Source organism: Nonomuraea sp. NPDC051298 (genome assembly GCF_055586305.1).
This window is the reverse complement of record NZ_JBVJIM010000036.1, coordinates 17,128-34,757: the sequence shown is the minus strand read 5'-3', so window position 1 is coordinate 34,757 and position 17,630 is coordinate 17,128. Positions and strand designations below refer to the sequence as shown.

At 67.7% G+C, this 17,630-nt stretch carries 18 protein-coding genes and 1 tRNA gene; 9 read left to right on the top strand and 10 right to left on the bottom strand.

The genetic code is table 11. The features are described 5' to 3' along the window. The gene (locus ACZ6S0_RS48945) at positions 1-2,211 is read right to left on the bottom strand and encodes a hypothetical protein (protein ID WP_465927293.1); all 2,211 of its coding nucleotides are present in this window, start codon (positions 2,209-2,211) and stop codon (positions 1-3) included. Positions 2,212-2,225: 14 nt separating this feature from the next. Beyond that, the gene (locus tag ACZ6S0_RS48940) at positions 2,226-3,389 is read right to left on the bottom strand and encodes an AfsR/SARP family transcriptional regulator (protein ID WP_465927291.1); all 1,164 of its coding nucleotides are present in this window, start codon (positions 3,387-3,389) and stop codon (positions 2,226-2,228) included. 146 nt (positions 3,390-3,535) lie between these two features. Here ACZ6S0_RS48940 and ACZ6S0_RS48935 point away from each other — a divergent pair, with 146 nt between their 5' ends. Then, positions 3,536-3,751, top strand: a complete 216-nt coding sequence (locus ACZ6S0_RS48935; protein ID WP_465927289.1) for a DUF397 domain-containing protein — start codon at positions 3,536-3,538, stop codon at positions 3,749-3,751. A 134-nt stretch (positions 3,752-3,885) separates the two neighbouring features. On the opposite strand, the gene ACZ6S0_RS48930 is transcribed toward ACZ6S0_RS48935, so the two are convergent. Continuing rightward, the gene (locus ACZ6S0_RS48930; protein ID WP_465927287.1) at positions 3,886-4,767 is read right to left on the bottom strand and encodes a helix-turn-helix domain-containing protein; all 882 of its coding nucleotides are present in this window, start codon (positions 4,765-4,767) and stop codon (positions 3,886-3,888) included. 506 nt (positions 4,768-5,273) lie between these two features. On the opposite strand from ACZ6S0_RS48930, the gene ACZ6S0_RS48925 reads away from it, so the two are divergent. The 4 genes from ACZ6S0_RS48925 (at position 5,274) to ACZ6S0_RS48910 (ending at position 7,924) form a co-directional block, all read left to right on the top strand. Beyond that, a complete protein-coding gene (locus ACZ6S0_RS48925) occupies positions 5,274-5,408 on the top strand; it encodes a hypothetical protein (RefSeq protein WP_465927285.1) in 135 nt (44 codons plus the stop codon). Between the two features lie 291 nt (positions 5,409-5,699). Then, entirely contained in the window at positions 5,700-6,221 is a 522-nt protein-coding gene (locus ACZ6S0_RS48920; protein WP_465927283.1) for a hypothetical protein, read from the top strand. A gap of 454 nt (positions 6,222-6,675) precedes the next feature. After that, the gene (locus tag ACZ6S0_RS48915) at positions 6,676-7,101 is read left to right on the top strand and encodes an RDD family protein (protein WP_465927281.1); all 426 of its coding nucleotides are present in this window, start codon (positions 6,676-6,678) and stop codon (positions 7,099-7,101) included. A 286-nt stretch (positions 7,102-7,387) separates the two neighbouring features. After that, the gene (locus ACZ6S0_RS48910) at positions 7,388-7,924 is read left to right on the top strand and encodes a hypothetical protein (RefSeq protein WP_465927278.1); all 537 of its coding nucleotides are present in this window, start codon (positions 7,388-7,390) and stop codon (positions 7,922-7,924) included. 580 nt (positions 7,925-8,504) lie between these two features. Here the strand turns inward: ACZ6S0_RS48910 and ACZ6S0_RS48905 are convergent. Then, the gene (locus ACZ6S0_RS48905) at positions 8,505-9,002 is read right to left on the bottom strand and encodes a hypothetical protein (RefSeq protein WP_465927276.1); all 498 of its coding nucleotides are present in this window, start codon (positions 9,000-9,002) and stop codon (positions 8,505-8,507) included. Between the two features lie 480 nt (positions 9,003-9,482). On the opposite strand from ACZ6S0_RS48905, the gene ACZ6S0_RS48900 reads away from it, so the two are divergent. Next, on the top strand, positions 9,483-9,749 hold the full coding sequence (locus ACZ6S0_RS48900; RefSeq protein WP_465927274.1) for a hypothetical protein: 267 nt from the start codon (positions 9,483-9,485) through the stop codon (positions 9,747-9,749). Positions 9,750-9,756: 7 nt separating this feature from the next. On the opposite strand, the gene ACZ6S0_RS48895 is transcribed toward ACZ6S0_RS48900, so the two are convergent. Beyond that, positions 9,757-9,829: transfer RNA gene (locus ACZ6S0_RS48895), tRNA-Arg, on the bottom strand. A 180-nt stretch (positions 9,830-10,009) separates the two neighbouring features. Then, complete coding sequence (locus tag ACZ6S0_RS48890) at positions 10,010-10,423, bottom strand: hypothetical protein (RefSeq protein WP_465927272.1); 414 nt, start codon at positions 10,421-10,423, stop codon at positions 10,010-10,012. Positions 10,424-10,811: 388 nt separating this feature from the next. On the opposite strand from ACZ6S0_RS48890, the gene ACZ6S0_RS48885 reads away from it, so the two are divergent. Both ACZ6S0_RS48885 and ACZ6S0_RS48880 read left to right on the top strand, forming a co-directional pair. Beyond that, positions 10,812-12,104, top strand: a complete 1,293-nt coding sequence (locus ACZ6S0_RS48885; protein ID WP_465927270.1) for a sensor histidine kinase — start codon at positions 10,812-10,814, stop codon at positions 12,102-12,104. A 47-nt stretch (positions 12,105-12,151) separates the two neighbouring features. Beyond that, complete coding sequence (locus tag ACZ6S0_RS48880; RefSeq protein ID WP_465927268.1) at positions 12,152-12,799, top strand: response regulator; 648 nt, start codon at positions 12,152-12,154, stop codon at positions 12,797-12,799. A 106-nt stretch (positions 12,800-12,905) separates the two neighbouring features. Here ACZ6S0_RS48880 and ACZ6S0_RS48875 read toward each other — a convergent pair whose 3' ends face one another. Both ACZ6S0_RS48875 and ACZ6S0_RS48870 read right to left on the bottom strand, forming a co-directional pair. After that, the gene (locus ACZ6S0_RS48875) at positions 12,906-13,511 is read right to left on the bottom strand and encodes a cadmium resistance transporter (protein WP_465927266.1); all 606 of its coding nucleotides are present in this window, start codon (positions 13,509-13,511) and stop codon (positions 12,906-12,908) included. An 80-nt stretch (positions 13,512-13,591) separates the two neighbouring features. Next, positions 13,592-14,050, bottom strand: a complete 459-nt coding sequence (locus ACZ6S0_RS48870; protein WP_344884776.1) for a MaoC family dehydratase — start codon at positions 14,048-14,050, stop codon at positions 13,592-13,594. Between the two features lie 388 nt (positions 14,051-14,438). On the opposite strand from ACZ6S0_RS48870, the gene ACZ6S0_RS48865 reads away from it, so the two are divergent. Next, positions 14,439-15,620, top strand: a complete 1,182-nt coding sequence (locus ACZ6S0_RS48865; protein WP_344884779.1) for an ATP-binding protein — start codon at positions 14,439-14,441, stop codon at positions 15,618-15,620. 103 nt (positions 15,621-15,723) lie between these two features. On the opposite strand, the gene ACZ6S0_RS48860 is transcribed toward ACZ6S0_RS48865, so the two are convergent. Then, positions 15,724-16,521 (bottom strand): MauE/DoxX family redox-associated membrane protein, encoded by a 798-nt coding sequence (locus ACZ6S0_RS48860; RefSeq protein ID WP_465927263.1) that lies wholly within the window; start codon positions 16,519-16,521, stop codon positions 15,724-15,726. Then, a complete protein-coding gene (locus ACZ6S0_RS48855) occupies positions 16,521-17,468 on the bottom strand; it encodes a hypothetical protein (RefSeq protein WP_465927261.1) in 948 nt (315 codons plus the stop codon). Before ACZ6S0_RS48855 ends, ACZ6S0_RS48860 begins: the two co-directional genes overlap by 1 nt. Positions 17,469-17,630 lie beyond the last annotated feature (162 nt).

Below are 17,630 nucleotides of genomic sequence, written 5' to 3'. Positions count from 1 at the left end.
TCAGTTCCTTCCGTTGCCGTATGAGTGGGCGTATGAGGGACGGGCGAGGTCGGCGAGCACGCGGGCGGCCGGGTGGTCCGGGCGGCGGGCCGCGCGGGCCCATCCGCCGAGGTGGTGGCGCAGCCGCTCGCGGTGCCGCTCCGAGCGGCCGGCCACGGCGAGCACGAGGCGGCGCACGTCGCGGTAGGCCAGGTCGTCGCGGCCCGCGTGCTTGTCCAGGTAGTCGCGCAGCGTTTCGAGTGCCTGGTCCTGGGCGGGCTTGCGGTCCAGGGCTCGGGCCCAGAGCTCGGTCAACGAGGGCCAGTGCCGCTCGGCATCGGCCAGTAGCAGCGGCACGCCGGACGTACCCGCGCTCTCAGCGGGAAGGGCCGCGAGGAAGGTGAAGGCCGACAGCGTCTTCGCCACGAACTCCGCGGAGCCCCGCGGCTCCGACCAGGCCAGCAGCCCCGCCAGCACCTTACCGGCGCACCCGCCTTCGACCAGGCGGAACAGGGCGCTGCAGACCGGCAGGAGCGTGCCCCAGTCGTCCTCGCGGTCCAGCAGCACGTGTAGCGCCTTGACCGCGCGTTCCGGCTGCGCCACGCCCAGGCTGCCGCCGAGCGTCGCGGCCGCCGTCACGCCGCGCCGGCGCTGCTCGGCCGTGTCCGCCTCCGCGACCCACGCCTCCAGCAGCACCCACACGGCCTCGGTGAGGTCGGGATGCCCGCCCGCCACGTCGAGCGCCGTCGCCGCACTCTGCCGCACCACGAGCGACGGGTGCTCGGCCCACGACTTGAGGTAGCGGTGCAGGGCGTGCGAGTAGTCGCTCCAGGCGATCACCCCGGCGGCCACGGACACCCGCGCTCGCACATCGACGTCGGCATGCGTGACGAGCTGGCGCATCCACTTGACCAGCGCCGAACGCTGCCCGTCCAAGTAGGTCCAGGCGAAGCCGAGCACCGCCTGCCGTACCAGCGGATTGTCGTACCGTACGCGCGGCGCCACGTCGCCGGGCGTCTCGCCGGAGCCGAGCGCGAGTCGTACCCACGGGTGCTCCGTCGCGATGTGCTCACGGAAGCGCAGGTCGAAAGGCGCTTCCACAGGCAGCTCCAGCCGCTCGTAGAGCGCCGCGGCGGCGTCCGACACCGTGAGGTAGGTGGCGCCGTCCAGCACCGCCGCCGCCAGCGCGAAGCTCACGGTCTCCGACGTCCGGTGCCGCGTGAACCACTCGTGGACGCGCCCGGTCGGGTCCCGCAGCTCCTGGACGCACGCCGCCAGGTCCGCGCCCTCGCGGATCGCGTCGCCCAGGCGCAGGGCCGTGCGTGGGCGGTGGTCCTCGCGCAGAAGCTCCAGCGCCCCCGCTTCGCCGAGCCGGCGGAGCAGCTCTGCCGACTCCTCGGGCGCGGGGTCGCGGCTGTGGACCCGCCGCTCGATGAGCCGTACCGTGTCCAGCCGGCCGAGGTCGGTCAGCACCTGCGCGGAACCACCCCCGGCCTGTACCAGCGCACCCCTGGGCGGCCCGGTCACCAGCACCAGGTAGCTCCCGTGCTCGTGCAGGCAGGCCGTCATGTCCTCGATCCACTGCTCGTCGATCAGGGACGGGTCCAGTCCCGTGGGAACGCCGTCATGGACGAGGTAGCCACTGTCGCGCTCCGGCTTCCACCGCACCTCGCGCAACTCCGAGGCGTCGCGCACCTCGTAGCAGGCGCCGCCCGGCTGGTCCCGCAGCACCGCGGCCAGCAGATTCCAGCTCGTGGCCTTCCTGCCGCCGGGCGGCAAGGCCAGGATCAGCAGCCGGTGCTCGGCGAGGACTCGCAGGGCCCCGCCGAAGCCCGGCACCGCCACGTAGCCCTCCGTCCAGCGGGCCATCTGCGAGGGCCGGATCTTCGTCGTCGGCCGTCCCGCACGCCGCTCCCCGCCGCCGATGCTGAACCCGCCGCCGAAGTCGACCTTCTCGTTGAACAGGGCCAGCGTGCCGATGCGCATGCCGTGCGAATCGTCGTTGAGCCGCTCCATGACGCGGGCCGCGATGGCGGCCGCCCGCGCGGCCTCCGCCCGCTCCGCCTCGTCCTCGCCCTTGCCGCGCAGTGCCTGCAGCGCGTCCTGCTCGCTGAGCGGCCCGCCATCGTCCTTGTCCTTGTCCTTGTCCTGCTCGGGCGGTGGGGGCGGCTCCGCGCCCACCGCCTCCGGGCTCTCCTTCTTGACGGGCGGCTCGTCGGTCTGCTGGCTCATTCGGTCACCCGTCCCTACGAGATGTTGAAGTCGCCCGAGAAGTGCACGGGCGCGTGGTAGACACTGGCGTTCTTGATCAGGTCGGCGGAGATGGACGGCCCGCCGGCCTTCGCCCGCGAGGCCTGCTCCACCAGCAGCCGGGCGGCCTTCAGGAACGCCTGGTCCCGGTCGAGGCAGGACTCCAACACGCGTCCGAGCGCCGCGACGGCCACCGAGTCGGCGGGGTCGGCCTCGACCCGCGCGAGTGTGCGCTGCGCGTCCGTGTCGCCGGCGAAGTGAACGCGGACCAGCTCCAGCATCTCGACGGGCTGGCTCATCCAGGACCCCCCTCTGACGGCCTCGGTGACAAGGCGGACGGCGTCTTTTCCGATCTCGGCTGAGGACCGCATGGTGGCTCCAGGAGGATTGACTTCGTAGGAATGAGCGGGCGGGGCGAGGGCGGAGTCCTGGCGCAGGATCCGCTGCTGCAGCTCCTGGACGGGAGCACCGGGATCGTTACCGAACTCGTCATGCAGGGTGCGGCGGAGGTCGTCGTACGTGGCGAGCGCGTCGGAGGAGCGGCCGGCCCGGTGCAGCGCCAGCATCAGCAGCCGCGTCACGTCCTCGTCCAACGGCCACGCCTCGGCGAGGTCCTGGAGCTCGGGCACGAGCTGGGTGTGCCGCCCGAGCCGCAGCTCGGCCTCCAGACACTGCAGGAGCGCTGCCCGATGCTCTTCCAGCAGCCGAGCCCGCGCACCGGCCGCTCCCGGGCCGGGCAGCCTGTTGAGCGGCTCGCCCGGCAGCAGCCCGCCGCCCCACTGCCGCAGGGCCTTGCGCAGCAGGTGCGCGGCCTGCGTGTCGTCCGCACCCAGCAGCGGCCGCGCTTCCACGACGAGGTCGCGGAAGCGGTGCACGTCCACCTGCTCCCTGCCGACCTTCGCCACATAACCGATCTCGTACGGCGGCAGCAGCGGCTGCCCCAGCCGTTGACGCAGGCCGCTGGCGTACTGCGCGAGGACCCGGCGGGCGCTTTTGATCGGGTCGTCGCCCCAGATCTTGTCGATGAGCTGCTCGATGGTGACCGGCCTGCCTTCGGCGAGCAGCAGCAGGGCCAGCATCAGGCGCTGCTGTCGATCCCCCAGACGTACGGGCTGGTCCCCTTCGCACGCCTGCATGCCATTCAGCAGGTGAAACTGCATAGCCAATTCCCTCCACAATTGGAGAATTCCTATGACGGGCCTATGACCGGCCTTCCACTCACTCGCTCACCCGACCTCGTAACGCGCTGTTCGACTCTTTATCCAGCGGGACGCACAAGGGCTTCCCGAAGACAAAGGAGAAAAAAATGAACGAGGCCAAGGGCAACAAGTCGCCGGGCACCGCGTGGTACAAGGCCACCTTCAGCGACCACGGCGGCGGTTGCGTCGAGGTGGCGATCGACCGTAATTGGGTCGCCGTACGCGACTCCAAGGACCCGAGCGGGCCCGTGCTCCGCTTCAGCGCCGCGGAGTGGAACGCCTTCCTCTCCGGCGTGTACGCCGGAGAATTCGACCTGGCCTGATTCCAGGTTCACTCAATCTAGAAAAGGCCGCTCCCAGGAGAGGCGCCGCGGCCCGCGGACCGCGGCGCCCTCCCCGGTCTTGAGGCGGGCCCCCGTCGGGCGCGCCCCAAGGCCGGTCGGACGTCCATGGCGGGTCATCGGGCCATGGCACGAATGTCGGCGCCCAGCCGAGCGAGAAACTCCCGCGCCGCATCGCCGTAAAGAGCCATCTCGCCGAGCCGTGACCATTGCCGTCGGTACGTTGCCACGTCCTCGGCGTCGCGCACCATCAACCTCATATGCGTGACTTCTACTTCCACGAAACTGTCTCCCGTGCTGCTGTCACTTTCGTAGAGCGTGAATCCGTTCGGGGGGCACACAGTCGATTCCGCGTCCTTGGGAATCACCCCGACCATGACGTTCTCCAGCGTGCTCAGCGTCGCGACGCGGTCGAGTTGCGCCAGCAGCAGCCGCACCGGTCCCGGCCGGCACCGCAGCGCCGCCTCCGTGACGATGAACTCGAACTTCCTGCTCTCGTCGTACAGCGCGAGCTGACGTTGCAGCCGCGCCGCGACGACCATGGGCATGTCGCCCTCCGCGTAGGGCGGGTCGAACAGCGAGAAGACGCGGCGGGCGTACTCGGCGGTCTGCAGCAGCCCTGGAACGATCAGCGGCTGGAAGACCCGGACCAGTTGCGCCTGGTCCTCCTGCTCACGGATGTCGTCCTGGAGGTGCGTCTGCCGCTGCAGGGCCGCGCGCCAGGTGTGCATCTCGGTGAACGCGGCCTCCGTCAGGTCGGCGAGCAACTCCCGAGTCTGTGCCGACGCTTCCACCGCATCGCCCCAGGCCGCGACCTCGGGGAGTGAGGGAATCACGCTGCCGGACTCGATCCGGGAGACCTTGGACTGGCTGATGCCGATGCGGTGGGCGAGGTCCCGCCCCGACAGGCCGGCGAGGTCGCGCAGGCGCCGGAGCTCTGTCGCCAGCCGCTGCCGCCTGGTGCGGTGCCTCCCCGCTTCAGCCGCGAGGTCGTCCATGGGTCCCCGATCCGGTGGAGCCGGTTCATCTGGTTCGTCTTCCGAGTTGTTCTGATTCATAGCGATTCATGACACTGCTGCACTTAACCACGACCTGCCATGCGGGTCAAGGCTCCCATAACGTCTCGATATAGCCCCACGTAGGAGCTTCCGGAAGATTGGTGATTCATTCAGATTCGTACCCTTTCAGGTTCTGGTGAGGCTTGTGGGGCTTGTGGGTTGTCTGGTGGCTTGTGTGGCCTGTTGGCAATGGGACGAAGGCTTGCCCAGCGAACGCATCAGAGGGTGTATTCGACTGACGGATGCGCAGAAGGCGGGACTCGACGTGATCGGCAGACGCCAGGACCGAACCCGGTCCTGGCTCATCTCCAAGGCCGTGGACGAGTACATCGCGCGAAATCCACCCAGTGAAGAAGCGACCGTGAACGGAGGTGAACCTCAGTGAACAAACGGGCGTTGCCGCGCCGTAACTCGTCATCAAGGGCTCGGCGTCGTTCATAGACGGCGTGCGCATCGAGGGGACGAATCGTCAGCCCGACGACGGCACCGTCACCGTCCTACGCGGTCAGCACAAGACGCAGGCCGCCAACAAGCTGAAGATCGGACCCGAATGGCGAGGCGACTACGTCACTGGGGGTTGACGAACAAACGACTACGTCTTCCAGGCGTGCGCAGTGGTGCTACGCGGTCTCCACGACCACCAGGTGCCCTTGCTCGTGATCGGGCAGATGTCGACCGGTATGCCAAACCGGCACAGGTGCCGCGCGCTACCTCCCACGTCCCATTGAATGCCGAACCGCACAAGTGTCCAGATGGGCGGGCTGAGAGCCGCATCATCGGTGTCATCTTCGACCATGTCGATCTGCCGCCAGATGTAGCCCGGATGCATGAATTGATGGATAGGCCCGGCTCTCGGCTCTACGCTTAATGCGATGAGTCTTGTCGGGATGAAGCCGGACCAAGCTCGGAACCTGGCGGCGGCTGCCGAGGTCGTAGGCGGATCGCTAGTGGTCCAAGGCGCGGTCATTCGGCGACTTTTGGAGCGTTGGAACGGTGATGCCGGCCGCCTCGCCTCCTTTCCCGCGCGCGCCTCGTGGACTGAAGACCAAGCCAAGGACATCAGACGCCGCGCGGGACTTCTTGAAAAGGACCCGGAGGGCGTTCTGCTGTTCGCCGGCATGACCGGCGTCCTTGATCTCTGGGAGAAGCACAAGGAGCACGTCAAGAATGCGACCAAGCCGCTCAAGGTAGTCTCGATCATGAGTGGCGTGGAGGCCGCCGTCCAACTTCAGAAACGATGGGCGCAGGGCCGGAACGTCGCCGGGGCACGCGCCGTCTATGACATCCGCCGTTACATGGGCGCCCTCCCCGGCAATCGGAAGCTCTCCGAGCTGATCGCCGAAGTGCTCAAGGCACAAAAGATCCAGGACCTCTACAAGCAGCCCTGGAGGTAGCAGCAGACGATCTCCGCCGCTCTGCAGCGGTTACGAGTCCCCGGCGCAGATCTGCTGGTGAAGAACCCCCCCGGCGCCGGAGCGTTCGCCCGTGTCACGCTGCCCCTGGCCGCCGTCACCGGGGTCAAGGAAGCTGTTCTGCCTACGCACGATGGTGCCCAGGGCTGGGTGGATCGCGGTATGGGCGTCGTGCAGGCAACCGGCGCCGTAGCAGTCCTGGGCGGCGCAGGGGCGGCCGCCTCACTCGGCGCGTCGGCCGCCGTGGCCGCGGCCGTGCCCGTGTGGCCGGGTGGGTCGCTCTCGGTGTGGCCGGCGCCGACTTCTTGGGGAGTTGGATTTGGGACACCTGGGGTGATGACATCAAGGCGGGAGTGGGAAAGGCATGGAAGGCACGAAGGGCTTGGTCGAGAAGCTCAAGTTCTGGTGAGTCATCTGGTCTGAGTGCGGAGGCAACATGGCGCCCGTCGAGATCTCTCCTCTGGCGAGCAGCAATCGACGCATCCTTCCCATCTGGACAGACGGCTTGCTCGCCCTCGGGGCCGGGGTCGTCGGCGGCGAAGTGCTCGGCCGGACGGTCAACTATTGGGCGGCGGCCGTCGGCACGCTGCTGCTGGTGTCGTTCTGCAACCACGTGATCTTGACGATCTCGGCCGGTGGCAGCATCGGCAAGCTCATCAGCGGGCTCCGCCTCATCCGCACATCCGACCTCGACAAACCCCGCATCGGACAGGCGATCCGTCGTTGGCTTTGGGGCTTCTTCTACATCTTGATCTCCCCCGTACTGATCCTTTCCGGCAGCGACGTCGACCATCTGGACGTAGCAGACCTACGGATCGTCCGGAACGCCGACCTTCGCGGATCGGGGGCTGACCCGCTGTGAAACCACACCTCGATATGGACCTCGCCGAATTCCGCGCCCAGATAGGTGAGGCGTTAGCTGAGGGCGGGACACAGACGCTGGCCCGACTGTCCGACGAAGAGTTGGCCGTCCTCGACCCAGAAGAGATGTTCATCCCCAAGCCCCATCTCTCGGCCATGGAATCTCAGCAACGTGAATGGGCGCTGGCCACGGCCCTCCGCTCGCTCGTCTCCCGCGGAACCGTGGAGATCCTCAACGTCGAGGATTTGGACGCCGTTCTACGGGGGCGCCAGGCGTCCAGATCGACATGCGCATCCAGATGGAGATCGATCTGGCCCTCACCCTTCGCCGTACCGCTGATCGTGCACTTGCCGTCAAGCAGCAGAGCGCCGCCGGCACCGCCTATGGCTATGTGCACGTCCACGCAGCCAACCTGTTGCTGGTGGAGCGCATCACCGCAGGAGGCATGCACCTGTTCACACTGGCCGGCAAGATACAGGACGCGGCGGAGCTCGTTCAGCCACTACTGGATCCCTACGGCGTGGCAGACCGGGACGGCCAAAGCAGTTCCCTGGACCCCTCGGCACTCGACCGGCAACATGTCGGCCCACTCGCAGGCGTGATCGACAACGCCCGTGTCGTCGGCGAGCTGGTCCTCCTGAAGGATCCACCCGGACCCATGATGATGACGTACGCCACAGACCGGGCAATCTGGACAGTCGTCGTGGACAGCCCCCACGCGCCCAGCGGGATAACGGCCAGGCCGGTGAGTCCCGCCACACTCACGCACCACATCGCCTCGATGCTGTTGTCCGTCGCGAACCCGGAGACACCTCATGCCTGACCGACTGAGCGAGTGCCAAGCGGACATGCGCCTCATCGCCCAGGCCGCCGACGACATCGAACGAACCCTCAAAGCAGTGGACGCCACCTGCGACCGCACCATCTGGGCAGGTCCTGCCGGCGATCGCTTCCGTGAAGAGTGGGCCATACACCGCACGGCCGTCCAAGCAACCCTCGACGATCTCATGGCCCAGACCCAGACCGTCGCCGTGAGGGTCAGGCGGGAACGGAACAGTAAGCCGCTCTCCCGGCACGTCTGTCCCCGAAGAAGGCGTCCCCGGAAAGTCCTACAGGTCCGTAGCCCCGTTCGACGTCGCCCACAAGGACAATCCACTGGCACAGGGTGCGTGGCCTCTCGCCTCAATCGAAGTCCATCGACGTGTGCCGAAAACTAGGTAAGCGTTCACAGATCGGCCAGCATGAACGCTCCCGTCGGCGAGGCTGGCACCTCAGCCATGGTCACCCGGCGGCAAGGCCCGACGGAGGAGAGCCGCGGCGTTCCCTGAGTCACCCTGATCGCGGCTTGGAGCATTGTCGCTGGTCGGAACTCTTGAGACGGCACGCGACCAGGGATGGATGGCTCAAGGGCTGCTCACCTCGCTTGGCCAGCCGTTGAGGTGCTCGAATTGATGTATGTAACGCTCGCAGCAATGTGCGAAGGTGGTGCCGCTGTGGGGCAACCGGGTTCGGTCAATCACGCGGCGGGCGTCGGCTTCGGAGGGCTGGAGCATCCTGATTTCGTCGTCGACGAACGTGCCTCCGCTGCATGATGCTGCGGCCAGCGCGAGGGCTGTTGCGCTGACGACGCCGACGCAGGTGCGGGTCGGAGTAAAGGTGGCTTCGATGTGCTGTGCGTCCCGAGTTGAAAAGTCCATCACCATGAGCCAGGCACCATCGCTGGTCGCGTCAACGTTGATCACGTAATGGTTCGGGGCGGCATGTCCGTACTCGGTTCCGTCGATGTGCTCGCCGATGTGGACGGCGGCAAGCTGGCGCTCGGACAGGCGGGGACCGGGATCAACCCAATTTTGGCGCACGGTAAAGACCGGTAGGTCGCTCGTGCCGAGCAGCTCAGTCAAGATCGTGCGAGCCGTCGCCATCAGTGCTGACAGAGTTGATCGGCTGGCGCAGGGTTGCCACCAAGTCTACGGACATCTCTCAGAGGCTACAGAACGACGCAGCCTGCACGTGGGGCGTTAAATTTGGCCTGCGAAAGCAAGACTCTGGGCGTTGTTGCAGTCATGTGAGCGGTGAGAATGTGGCAGGTCCGATTGCAAGGGGCCCCGGACCGCAGCGAGGCGAGGACCGGAAGCGCCGCAACCGGACTACGAAGCCGAAGGGGTGCGGCTTCTGGCGTGGTGGACAGCGGGGTCGTAGGGGGTCTCGGTGCTCAGGCACCGCCTGCGTGTCCAAGAGGATGCACGCAAGGCTGCCGGGGACGGGTGGAAGGTCTCGGACCTGACGTTCACGACTCGGACGGGAACGCCCATCGAGCCGCGCACCTTCAACCGCACCTTCAACCGCGCCTTCGAGAGCCACTGCCGCCGGCCAGGTGCTTCGTGTATCAGCGTCCACGACACCCCGCCTCGCTGCTGGCCGCCCTCGACGTCCACCCGCGTGTGGCGATGCGCATCCTGCGCGACTCGCAGATCTCGATGGCCATGGACGTCTACACCCAGATCCCGAGTCCTGAGACACGCAAGGCGTTCGACCGGTTGAATGAGCATCTGACTACGGATCAGAAGGTTAACTTCGGGGCGTTGCTGTGCAACGCTGCTGTACGGCCACGAAAAAGGCCCTCCGGGATCATCCCGAAGGGCCTTTGACGTGGTGCGCGGCCGGAGGTACTCGAAACCCCAACCTTCTGATCCGTAGTCAGATGCTCTATCCATTGAGCTACGGCCGCTCGCTGCGTAAGCAAGCATAGCGGGTTCTGGCGAGTAGCTCGAACCAGATATCGCAATCTTGAGGTCGTGGGTTCGGTCTGGGCCGTTGGTTGTGGGTGGGCAGGGGGGTTGGCTGGTCGGGTGTGGCGGTTACCAGGGTGAGGGGTTGGGGCGTGTCGGGTTGAGTGGTGGGGCGCGTCTCACATGTCTCGTAGCTTGAGGGCGCGCTCGATCATGGCGGTCAGTTCGGTGAGTCGTTGGTGGATGGAGGCGTGCTGGTCCTGGGCTTGTGACTGGAGGTTGATGAATTGGTCGGTCGTGTGCCTTCGGGAGCCGCCGATCTCGTCGCTCAGGGCGGAGATGTCTTGGTTCAGCTCGGTTTGTAGGTTTTTGATCTTGGTTGTTATTTCGGTCGCCGCCCTCGTTGTCGGGGTGATGGCGGTTTGGATGTCCTCCATGGGTGTGCAGTTCTGAGCGGGGAAGCGCATGCGTCGGCGGCGAGTGGCCAGGCGGCGTCGGCGGCTTGGAGTCGGGGCCGCGATGCCCGAGCATGCGTTTGCTTCAAGGACTGCTACACGGAGCTTCAGCTTGCGAATCTCCGTCTCTATGTTCACTGATTTCGACCTTTGCAGTAGCTGGAGGGGATCCTTGCTCCGGGCCGGTGTCCCACGTTCAGTGAGCATATGGTTGCAAGGAGTGCGTGATTGCGGAAGCTCTTTGGCGGAGGCCGGAGCTGGATTCGTCTGTCGAGGGCGATGGGGGTTCCCGGGGGAGTCGGGTTTTGCTGCTCTGTTTCGAGGGTGGAGGTGGTTGTGGGTGGCTTGGCGGTAGGTCGTGTGGCTTCGGGGATTTGTGGGGGTTTTAGGGCGGGGCGTGGGTGGCAGCTCAGCCGCACACCCCCACGGGCACGGTGGTGGGCGGGTTGTGGATACATCGAAGGGTGTATCCACAGGCGGACCTTCGCAGGAGGGAAAGGTTGGCGGGAGGTGGTGGGATGGGGGAATGACGCGAGTGGTGTTGGGGGCCGGGGCGGCCTTCGCCTTGGGTGTGATGCTGATCGCGGGTAGGGCGTTCGTCGACCGCGGTGTGCCTACCTGGGTGCTGGTCATCCCCTTGGCCCTTACGTGCGTCGGGGTGTTGGTGCGGCAGCGGGCTCCTCTCGCCTCTTTGGGGCTCGGGGTGGCCGGGATCGTGCTGGATGGGTTCGTGGGGCCGTCCTTGGGGACGGTGCTGGTGTTCACCGACAACCTGTACGCCGCCGCGCTTTACGGGCCCGCGCGGTTCGCCCGGGTGCTGCTCGGCATCACCGCGGTGCTGGCGGTCGTCGCGGGAGCCGTGGCCGGGTTCCTGGCGAGAGACTGGCGGTTGCTGGCTGTCATGGGTGTGCAGGCCGGGTTGGTGTTCATCACGCCGGTGACCACCGCGCTGGTCCTGCGGGAGCAGCGCGACCGGGCGGCGGCCGAGCGGGCGCGGGCCGATCAGGTGGCTCACCTGGCGGAGCTCGACCGGCAGGCCGCCGTGACGGCTGAGCGTACGCGGATGGCTCGCGAGTTGCACGACATGATCGCCAATCACTTCAGCGCCATCGCCATTCAGTCCACTGCCGCGCTTTCCCGTAAGGACCTCGACCGCGAGACGGTTCGGAAGGTCATGGAGTCCGTACGGGAGAACAGCGTCAAGGGCATGGCCGAAATGCGGGCCATGATCGGGCTTCTACGGCAGGACGGCGACGACGGTGAGAACGAGGCCACCCGGCCCCGTCTGGCCGACGCGGAGACGTTGGTCGAACGGGTGAGGCAGGCGGGGATCGACGTCGAAATGCGGGTCGAGGGCGAGGCCAGGGAGTTGCCTGCGTCCGTGGACATGGCGGGCTACCGGATTTTGCAGGAGTCGCTGACGAACGCGCTCAAGCATGGGCAGTCGCCGGTGTCGGTGGTCGTTGCTTATGAGGGGGAGCGGATTCTGCTGAATGTGGAGAACGCCCTTGGCGGGGAGCGGGACAGCGGATTGCCGGGTGCCGGGGCCGGGCTCATCGGCATGCGGGAGCGGGCCGCGTTGGTCGGCGGGTGTTGCGAGGCGGGTGAGGTCTGGGGAAGGGCCGATGGCGCGAGCGGTGAGGTGAGTGTGGTCGGTGGCGGGGTCGCCGGTGCCATATCTGGTGACGGTGCGGATGGTGGTGCGGGTGCGGGTGCGGGGCTTTGGCGGGTGTCGGCGGTGCTTCCTATGGACGAGGAGAGGGCCGCCGTGTGGGGGCCTTCATCGGTTCGCGGTAATGGGGGGATCGCCTGGCGCTGATCGGGTGCTGTTCAGGGAATTCGTTGCTCGAATCGTGAGAGGTGGCTGTGGGCATTCGGGTGCTGGTGGCCGATGACCATGCGGCGGTCAGGGTCGGGATCGTGTTGATCCTGGACGGCGTGGACGACATCGAGGTCGTGGGTGAGGCCGGCGACGGTGAGCAGGCTGTGGCCATGGCTCGCGAGTTGCGGCCTGACGTCGTGCTGATGGACGTACGGATGCCGCGGCTCGATGGGATTTCCGCCACGCGTGAATTGGCCGGGGTTTGTGATGTGCTGATTCTCACCACGTTCGATGTCGACGAGTATGTGTTCGGGGCGTTGCGGGCCGGGGCCGCCGGGTTCTTGTTGAAGAATACGGATGCGGAGTCGTTGGTCGAGGCGGTTCGGGTGGTGGCCCGGGGGGATGGGCTCATTTCGCCGGGGGTTACGCGGAGGCTGATCGCGGCGTTCGCCGAGCAGGTTCCGATGCGGCGGGAAGAGGCGGCGGTGGATCCGGCAGGGTTGACGCCTCGGGAGCGGGAGGTGTTGGCATGTATTGGGCGGGGGTTGTCCAATGCCGATATCGCGAGAGAGCTCGACATGGCGGAGGCCACGACCAAGACCCATGTCAGCCGGGTGCTGAACAAACTGGGATTGAAGAGTCGGGTGCAGGCGGCGATTTACTATTCGGATTATTATTCTGAGGGCGTGTAGGCGGTCGGTTGTTGGTTTGTTCGGGCGGCTTGTGGTCGTGGCTCTGTGGCGGGGTTCCGTGGGGGTTCGTCCCGAGAGGGCCGGGTCTCGGGGAGTGGAGGCGGCGTCAGAGCCCGAAGGCGCCGCCCTCGACGAGGATGAGCAGGCCGATGCCGACCAGGACCAGGGGCAGCAGGACGTGACCCCACCGGCTGAGGGCCTTGGCGACGACGGGGCGGGTGGCGAAGTACCGTCCGGCGGCGCACCATACGGCGACCAGCGCCAGGAACACGACGACGTGCACACTCGTCGAGCCGGCACCGGCGGTGGCGAAGACCGGCACGTACACGCCGATGTTGTCGCCGCCGTTGGCGAAGGTGACCGCGGCCACCTCCAACGCCGTGGGTCCGTTGGCGCGGTCGCGGGACGGGTCGTCGTCCCCGCCGCCGTCGCGGCGGTTCTTCCACGCCTGCCAGCCGGCCTTGAGTCCCAGGGCGAGGGGAAGCAGGCCGAGGTAGGGGATGACCGGGGCGGGCAGGAAGGTGGCGCCGAACGCGCCCGCCGCCGCGACGGCCACGATCGCGATGAACCCGAGGTACTGCCCGGTCACGATCCGGGTGGCGGTGCCGCGCCGTCCGGCGCCCTGGGCGAAGAACAGGGCCAGGACCACGATGTCGTCGATGTTGGTGACGGCGAACAGTCCGGCCGCCTGCCCGACGATGTCCAGGTTCACGAGCCGAACGCATACTTTCGGGTTGGGAGGGAGCGGACCCGCGGTGCGGTGTCGGGACGTGGCCGACCCGCGGGCCGCGGCTACTCGGCGGGAACGTACAGGCTGAGGGTCTCGGCGACGCAGGCCGCGCGCTTCTCGCCCTCGATCTCGACCGTCATCTTCAGGCTGGACAGATAGCCCGCGGGGGTGCCCTTGACGTCGGTGAGCTCGCCGACGGCCCTGATGCGCGCGCCGACCGGCACGGGACGGGGGAAGCGGACCTTGTTGAGGCCGAAGTTGACGCCCATCGCGACGCCCTCGACCTTGAGCAGGGAGAACATGAACGACGGGAGCAACGCCAGGGTCAGGTATCCGTGGGCGATCGTGCCGCCGAACGGCCCTTCCTTGGCCCGCTCGGTGTCGACGTGGATCCACTGGTGATCGTCGGTGGCGTCGGCGAAGAGGTTGACCTGGTCCTGAGTGACCGTGCGCCACTCGGTCGGGCCGAACTTCTCGCCGACGGCCGCCTTGAGCTCCTGAACGTTCGCGAAGGTCCGCATGCCCGAACGCTATTGCTCGGGCGCGACGGCTGCCAAGTTGGGTGACCGGCCTGGCGCGTTCGACTTCTTCCCGAAGGCTTCGACCCCCGAAGGCTCCGATTCTCGAAGGCTCCGAGAGCGCGCCGCGCCGTACGGAGTCGTCCGGGACGCCGGCTTTCCCGGAGGCGCAGGAGGCCGCGGGCAGTTGCAAAGATCTTTACTCGAAACCATCGCATAGGTGTTCGAGTCCGCGCTACAGTTCTGTGTACCGCAATCGAACAGAGGTTCGGCCTGGTGAGAGGGGGTGTGTCCGATGACGGTGCTTGCGCCGGCCCCTGCTCGGACACGCCGTAGCACTTTCTTCCCAAATCTAAGACGGCCGCTATATCCGGCAATAAAGTCCGAGAGCGTGGACCCAGTGCGAAACCCCTACGCTCCCGGTGCCGGGCAGCGTCCGCCGGAGCTCGCCGGGCGCGATCGTGAGCTGCAACAGTTCGAGGTCGTGCTGGAGCGGGTGGCCCGCGGCCGTCCCGAGCGCAGCATGGTCGTCACCGGCCTGCGGGGCGTCGGCAAGACCGTCCTGCTCAACACGTTCAAGTCCATGGCCATGCAGCGGCTGTGGGGCACGGGCAAGATCGAGGCCCGGCCCGACCAGTCGATCAGGCGGCCGGTGGCGGCCGCCCTGCACATGGCCATCCGCGAGCTGGCCCCGCGCCACCGGGCGCCCGAGCGCATCGAGGAGTTCCTCGGGGTGCTCAAGGCGTTCGCCATGCGCGATCCGTCCGCGGCCAAGGGCACCTCGCACTGGTCGCCCGGCATCGAGGTGCCCGCCAGCCGCGGGCGCGCCGACTCCGGCGACCTGGAGATCGACCTCACCGAGTTGTTCGTCGACGCCGCGAGCGTGGCCACCGACCTGGCGGTGGGCATCGCGCTGTTCATCGACGAGATGCAAGACGTGCAGCCCGCCGACGTCTCCGCGCTGTGCGCCGCCTGCCACGAGCTGTCGCAGTCGGGCGGGCCGCTGATCGTGGTGGGGGCGGGGCTGCCGCACCTGCCGAGCGTCCTGTCGGCCAGCAAGAGCTATTCCGAACGGCTCTTCCGCTACGCGCGCATCGACAAGCTCGACCGAGACGCGGCCGACCTCGCGCTGATCCTGCCGGCCCGCGAGGAGGAGGTGGAGTTCACCCGGGAGGCGCTCGACGCCCTCTACGAGGCGGCCGACGGCTATCCCTACTTCGTGCAGGCGTACGGCAAGGTCGCCTGGGACCTCGCCCCGCGCAGCCCGATCACCATCGACGACGTCAAGGTCTCCGCCCCGGAGGCGGAGGAGGAGCTGGCCGTCGGGTTCTTCGGCAGCCGCTACGAGCGCGCCACCCCGGCCGAGCGCGACTACATGCACGCCATGGCGCAGATCGGTGACGAGCCGGTCGCGACCGCGGAGGTCGCCGACGTCCTGGGGCGCAAGCCGTCCAGCCTCTCGCCCGCCCGCGACAGTCTCATCAAGAAAGGGCTCATCTACAGCGCCGAGCGCGGCCTGATCGCGTTCACGGTGCCGCACTTCGGGAAGTTCCTGCGCGCTCAGCCGGTCTGAGTGGCGCCCCTAGACCTCTATTGGGCTGTCTAGTGGGGAAGCTAGACAGCCCAATAGAGCTATATCGCTGTGCCTGTCGAGCGGAATCTACCGCTTTCTAGCGTCAGGCCGATACTGGCGTATATTCCGGCAGAGAGCCGCTGTCCTCCGCGCTGACCACCGCCATGCGCACCACCGGGCGCCTGCCGCTGAGGTAGACGGCGAAGACCACGTCGTCCTCGTCGTGGTTGCGGAAGGCGAAGAAGCGCCAGCACAGCTCGCGCCACGTGTCGTACGGCTCGTCCGCGGCCAGCTCGCCCTGGTGGGCCCGCCAGGTGCCGCTCGACCGGAGCCGCGACAGGGTGACCGACTCGGCGGGGCCGCGGCGCTGCTCGCAGGGGGCGCGATACCGTGCGCGGTCGATCAGCTCCTCGATCTCGGGCGACAGTGCCGCGAGCACGGCCAACCCGATGGCCGCGTACCAGGTGGGGTGGGCCAAGGCCGTCCAGCCGGTCACCGGCGCCCACACCGACACCCCGGCCATCCCGGCCAGCGCCACCGTCCGGCCGATCGAACGCAGCCCGACCGGCGCCGAACTCACCTCGCCGAAGCAGCCGCAGCCCGCGTCGGGCCGCCGTCTGCGCAGCTCCAGCAGCACGTACGTGGACAGCGCGAAGAAGGCGACCGTGCCCCACCGGAACAGCGGATGCGTCGTGACCAGCAGGCCCACGGCGAGCGCCAGCTCACCGGCCGCGCACACCAGCAACGCCGGAGCCTGCAGGCGTCCGGGCACCAGCACCGCGGGCCCCAGCCTGGACAGCGACCCCGGCTCGCCCCCGGAGCTGACAGTGATCACCTTCGCCACCGTGCCGAGCACGAGGATGACGATCAGGAGCGGGAGCTGTGATTCCAGCACGGGCATCACCCCAATCCGATCTGCGCGTTGAAGCACCCTTTGACCAGCTCGCCGCCCAGCTCCACGTAGGAGGACGGCGACAACTCCGCGACCCGCCCGCGCGGCGAGGTGTCGCACTCGACACAACGATCGCAGAACCGCCCCGCCATGCACCCGCAGGCCACCACCGGCACGTTGGCGGAACGGTTGGAGCACACGTTTCTGACCTGGAGCAACGACCCGATCGCGAGGTAGGGCAGCCCGGCGCACGACACGCCTGTCTGGGGGCAGCCGGTGTCGGGGCGTTCGAGCATGGGGTAGGCCGCGCCGCGCTCCTCCTCGTCGAACGTGTCGGACCAGGTCGCGGTGCCGGAGATGCGTGACTGGATGCCCGCGTACGCCGAGGGCGGAGGCGGCACGGACCGCGACGGGTAGGGGGGCTGCGAGGTGGCGGGCAGCAGGGCCTGACTCGCGCCCTCCTGCCGGACGCCGATGGCGTCGAAGAGGTAGCCGGGTTCGAACTTGGGGTGGCGCACCTGGATGCGGCCGGAGGCCCGGTAGGGGATGACGGCCGTACGGTGGCCGCGGTGGGGGCCGCAGTCGAGCTCGACGGTCAGGTCTCTGCGGCCCTCTATGGACAGGATCGTCCCGGTGATGCGGGTGGTGTCGGCCCAGATGCGCTCGACCACGCGTCCCTCGCGCAGGGTCCGCATCAGCACCATCGAGCCCGTGGGCACGTCGGCGGGGGTGACCTCGGAGCCATGCCAGGCGGTGGCCCAGGGTGCGATCACGAGGCGTTCCTCGCCGCCTCCTGGGGTCTCGATGATGATCAGGTGCGGGCTGACGTCCAGCACCTCGCCGGCGACCGCCCGCAGCGGGCCCCCGTCGCCGGGATCGGGGCCGGGAACACCTCCCTCTCGGCCGAGCGCGGCCGCGGCCAGCACCCTGCGGCGCTCAACCCTCGGATAGCCCATCCGCCCTCCCTCGTCGGTTACCAGATTCACACGAGTCGGAGGTTCGGTCACACCGTGGAGGCCGGTAGGAGAGCAAAATACGCATCCCTGGGGAAGTGCCTTCACCTACGGCGTCGTACAAACCGCCACCGACCTTGACTGACCTTTGTCTTCGGTGGGCCG

Bases quoted from the DNA above. Each gene is read 5' to 3' on its own strand.
- ACZ6S0_RS48870 (WP_344884776.1), bottom strand. From the start codon at position 14,050: ATGCGGACCTTCGCGAACGTTCAGGAGCTCAAGGCGGCCGTCGGCGAG.
- ACZ6S0_RS48930 (WP_465927287.1), bottom strand. From the start codon at position 4,767: ATGGACGACCTCGCGGCTGAAGCGGGGAGGCACCGCACCAGGCGGCAG.
- ACZ6S0_RS48915 (WP_465927281.1), top strand. From the start codon at position 6,676: ATGGCGCCCGTCGAGATCTCTCCTCTGGCGAGCAGCAATCGACGCATC.
- ACZ6S0_RS48860 (WP_465927263.1), bottom strand. From the start codon at position 16,521: ATGCCCGTGCTGGAATCACAGCTCCCGCTCCTGATCGTCATCCTCGTG.
- ACZ6S0_RS48920 (WP_465927283.1), top strand. From the start codon at position 5,700: ATGAGTCTTGTCGGGATGAAGCCGGACCAAGCTCGGAACCTGGCGGCG.
- ACZ6S0_RS48935 (WP_465927289.1), top strand. From the start codon at position 3,536: ATGAACGAGGCCAAGGGCAACAAGTCGCCGGGCACCGCGTGGTACAAG.
- ACZ6S0_RS48910 (WP_465927278.1), top strand. From the start codon at position 7,388: ATGCGCATCCAGATGGAGATCGATCTGGCCCTCACCCTTCGCCGTACC.
- ACZ6S0_RS48855 (WP_465927261.1), bottom strand. From the start codon at position 17,468: ATGGGCTATCCGAGGGTTGAGCGCCGCAGGGTGCTGGCCGCGGCCGCG.
- ACZ6S0_RS48945 (WP_465927293.1), bottom strand. From the start codon at position 2,211: ATGAGCCAGCAGACCGACGAGCCGCCCGTCAAGAAGGAGAGCCCGGAG.
- ACZ6S0_RS48940 (WP_465927291.1), bottom strand. From the start codon at position 3,389: ATGCAGTTTCACCTGCTGAATGGCATGCAGGCGTGCGAAGGGGACCAG.
- ACZ6S0_RS48885 (WP_465927270.1), top strand. From the start codon at position 10,812: ATGACGCGAGTGGTGTTGGGGGCCGGGGCGGCCTTCGCCTTGGGTGTG.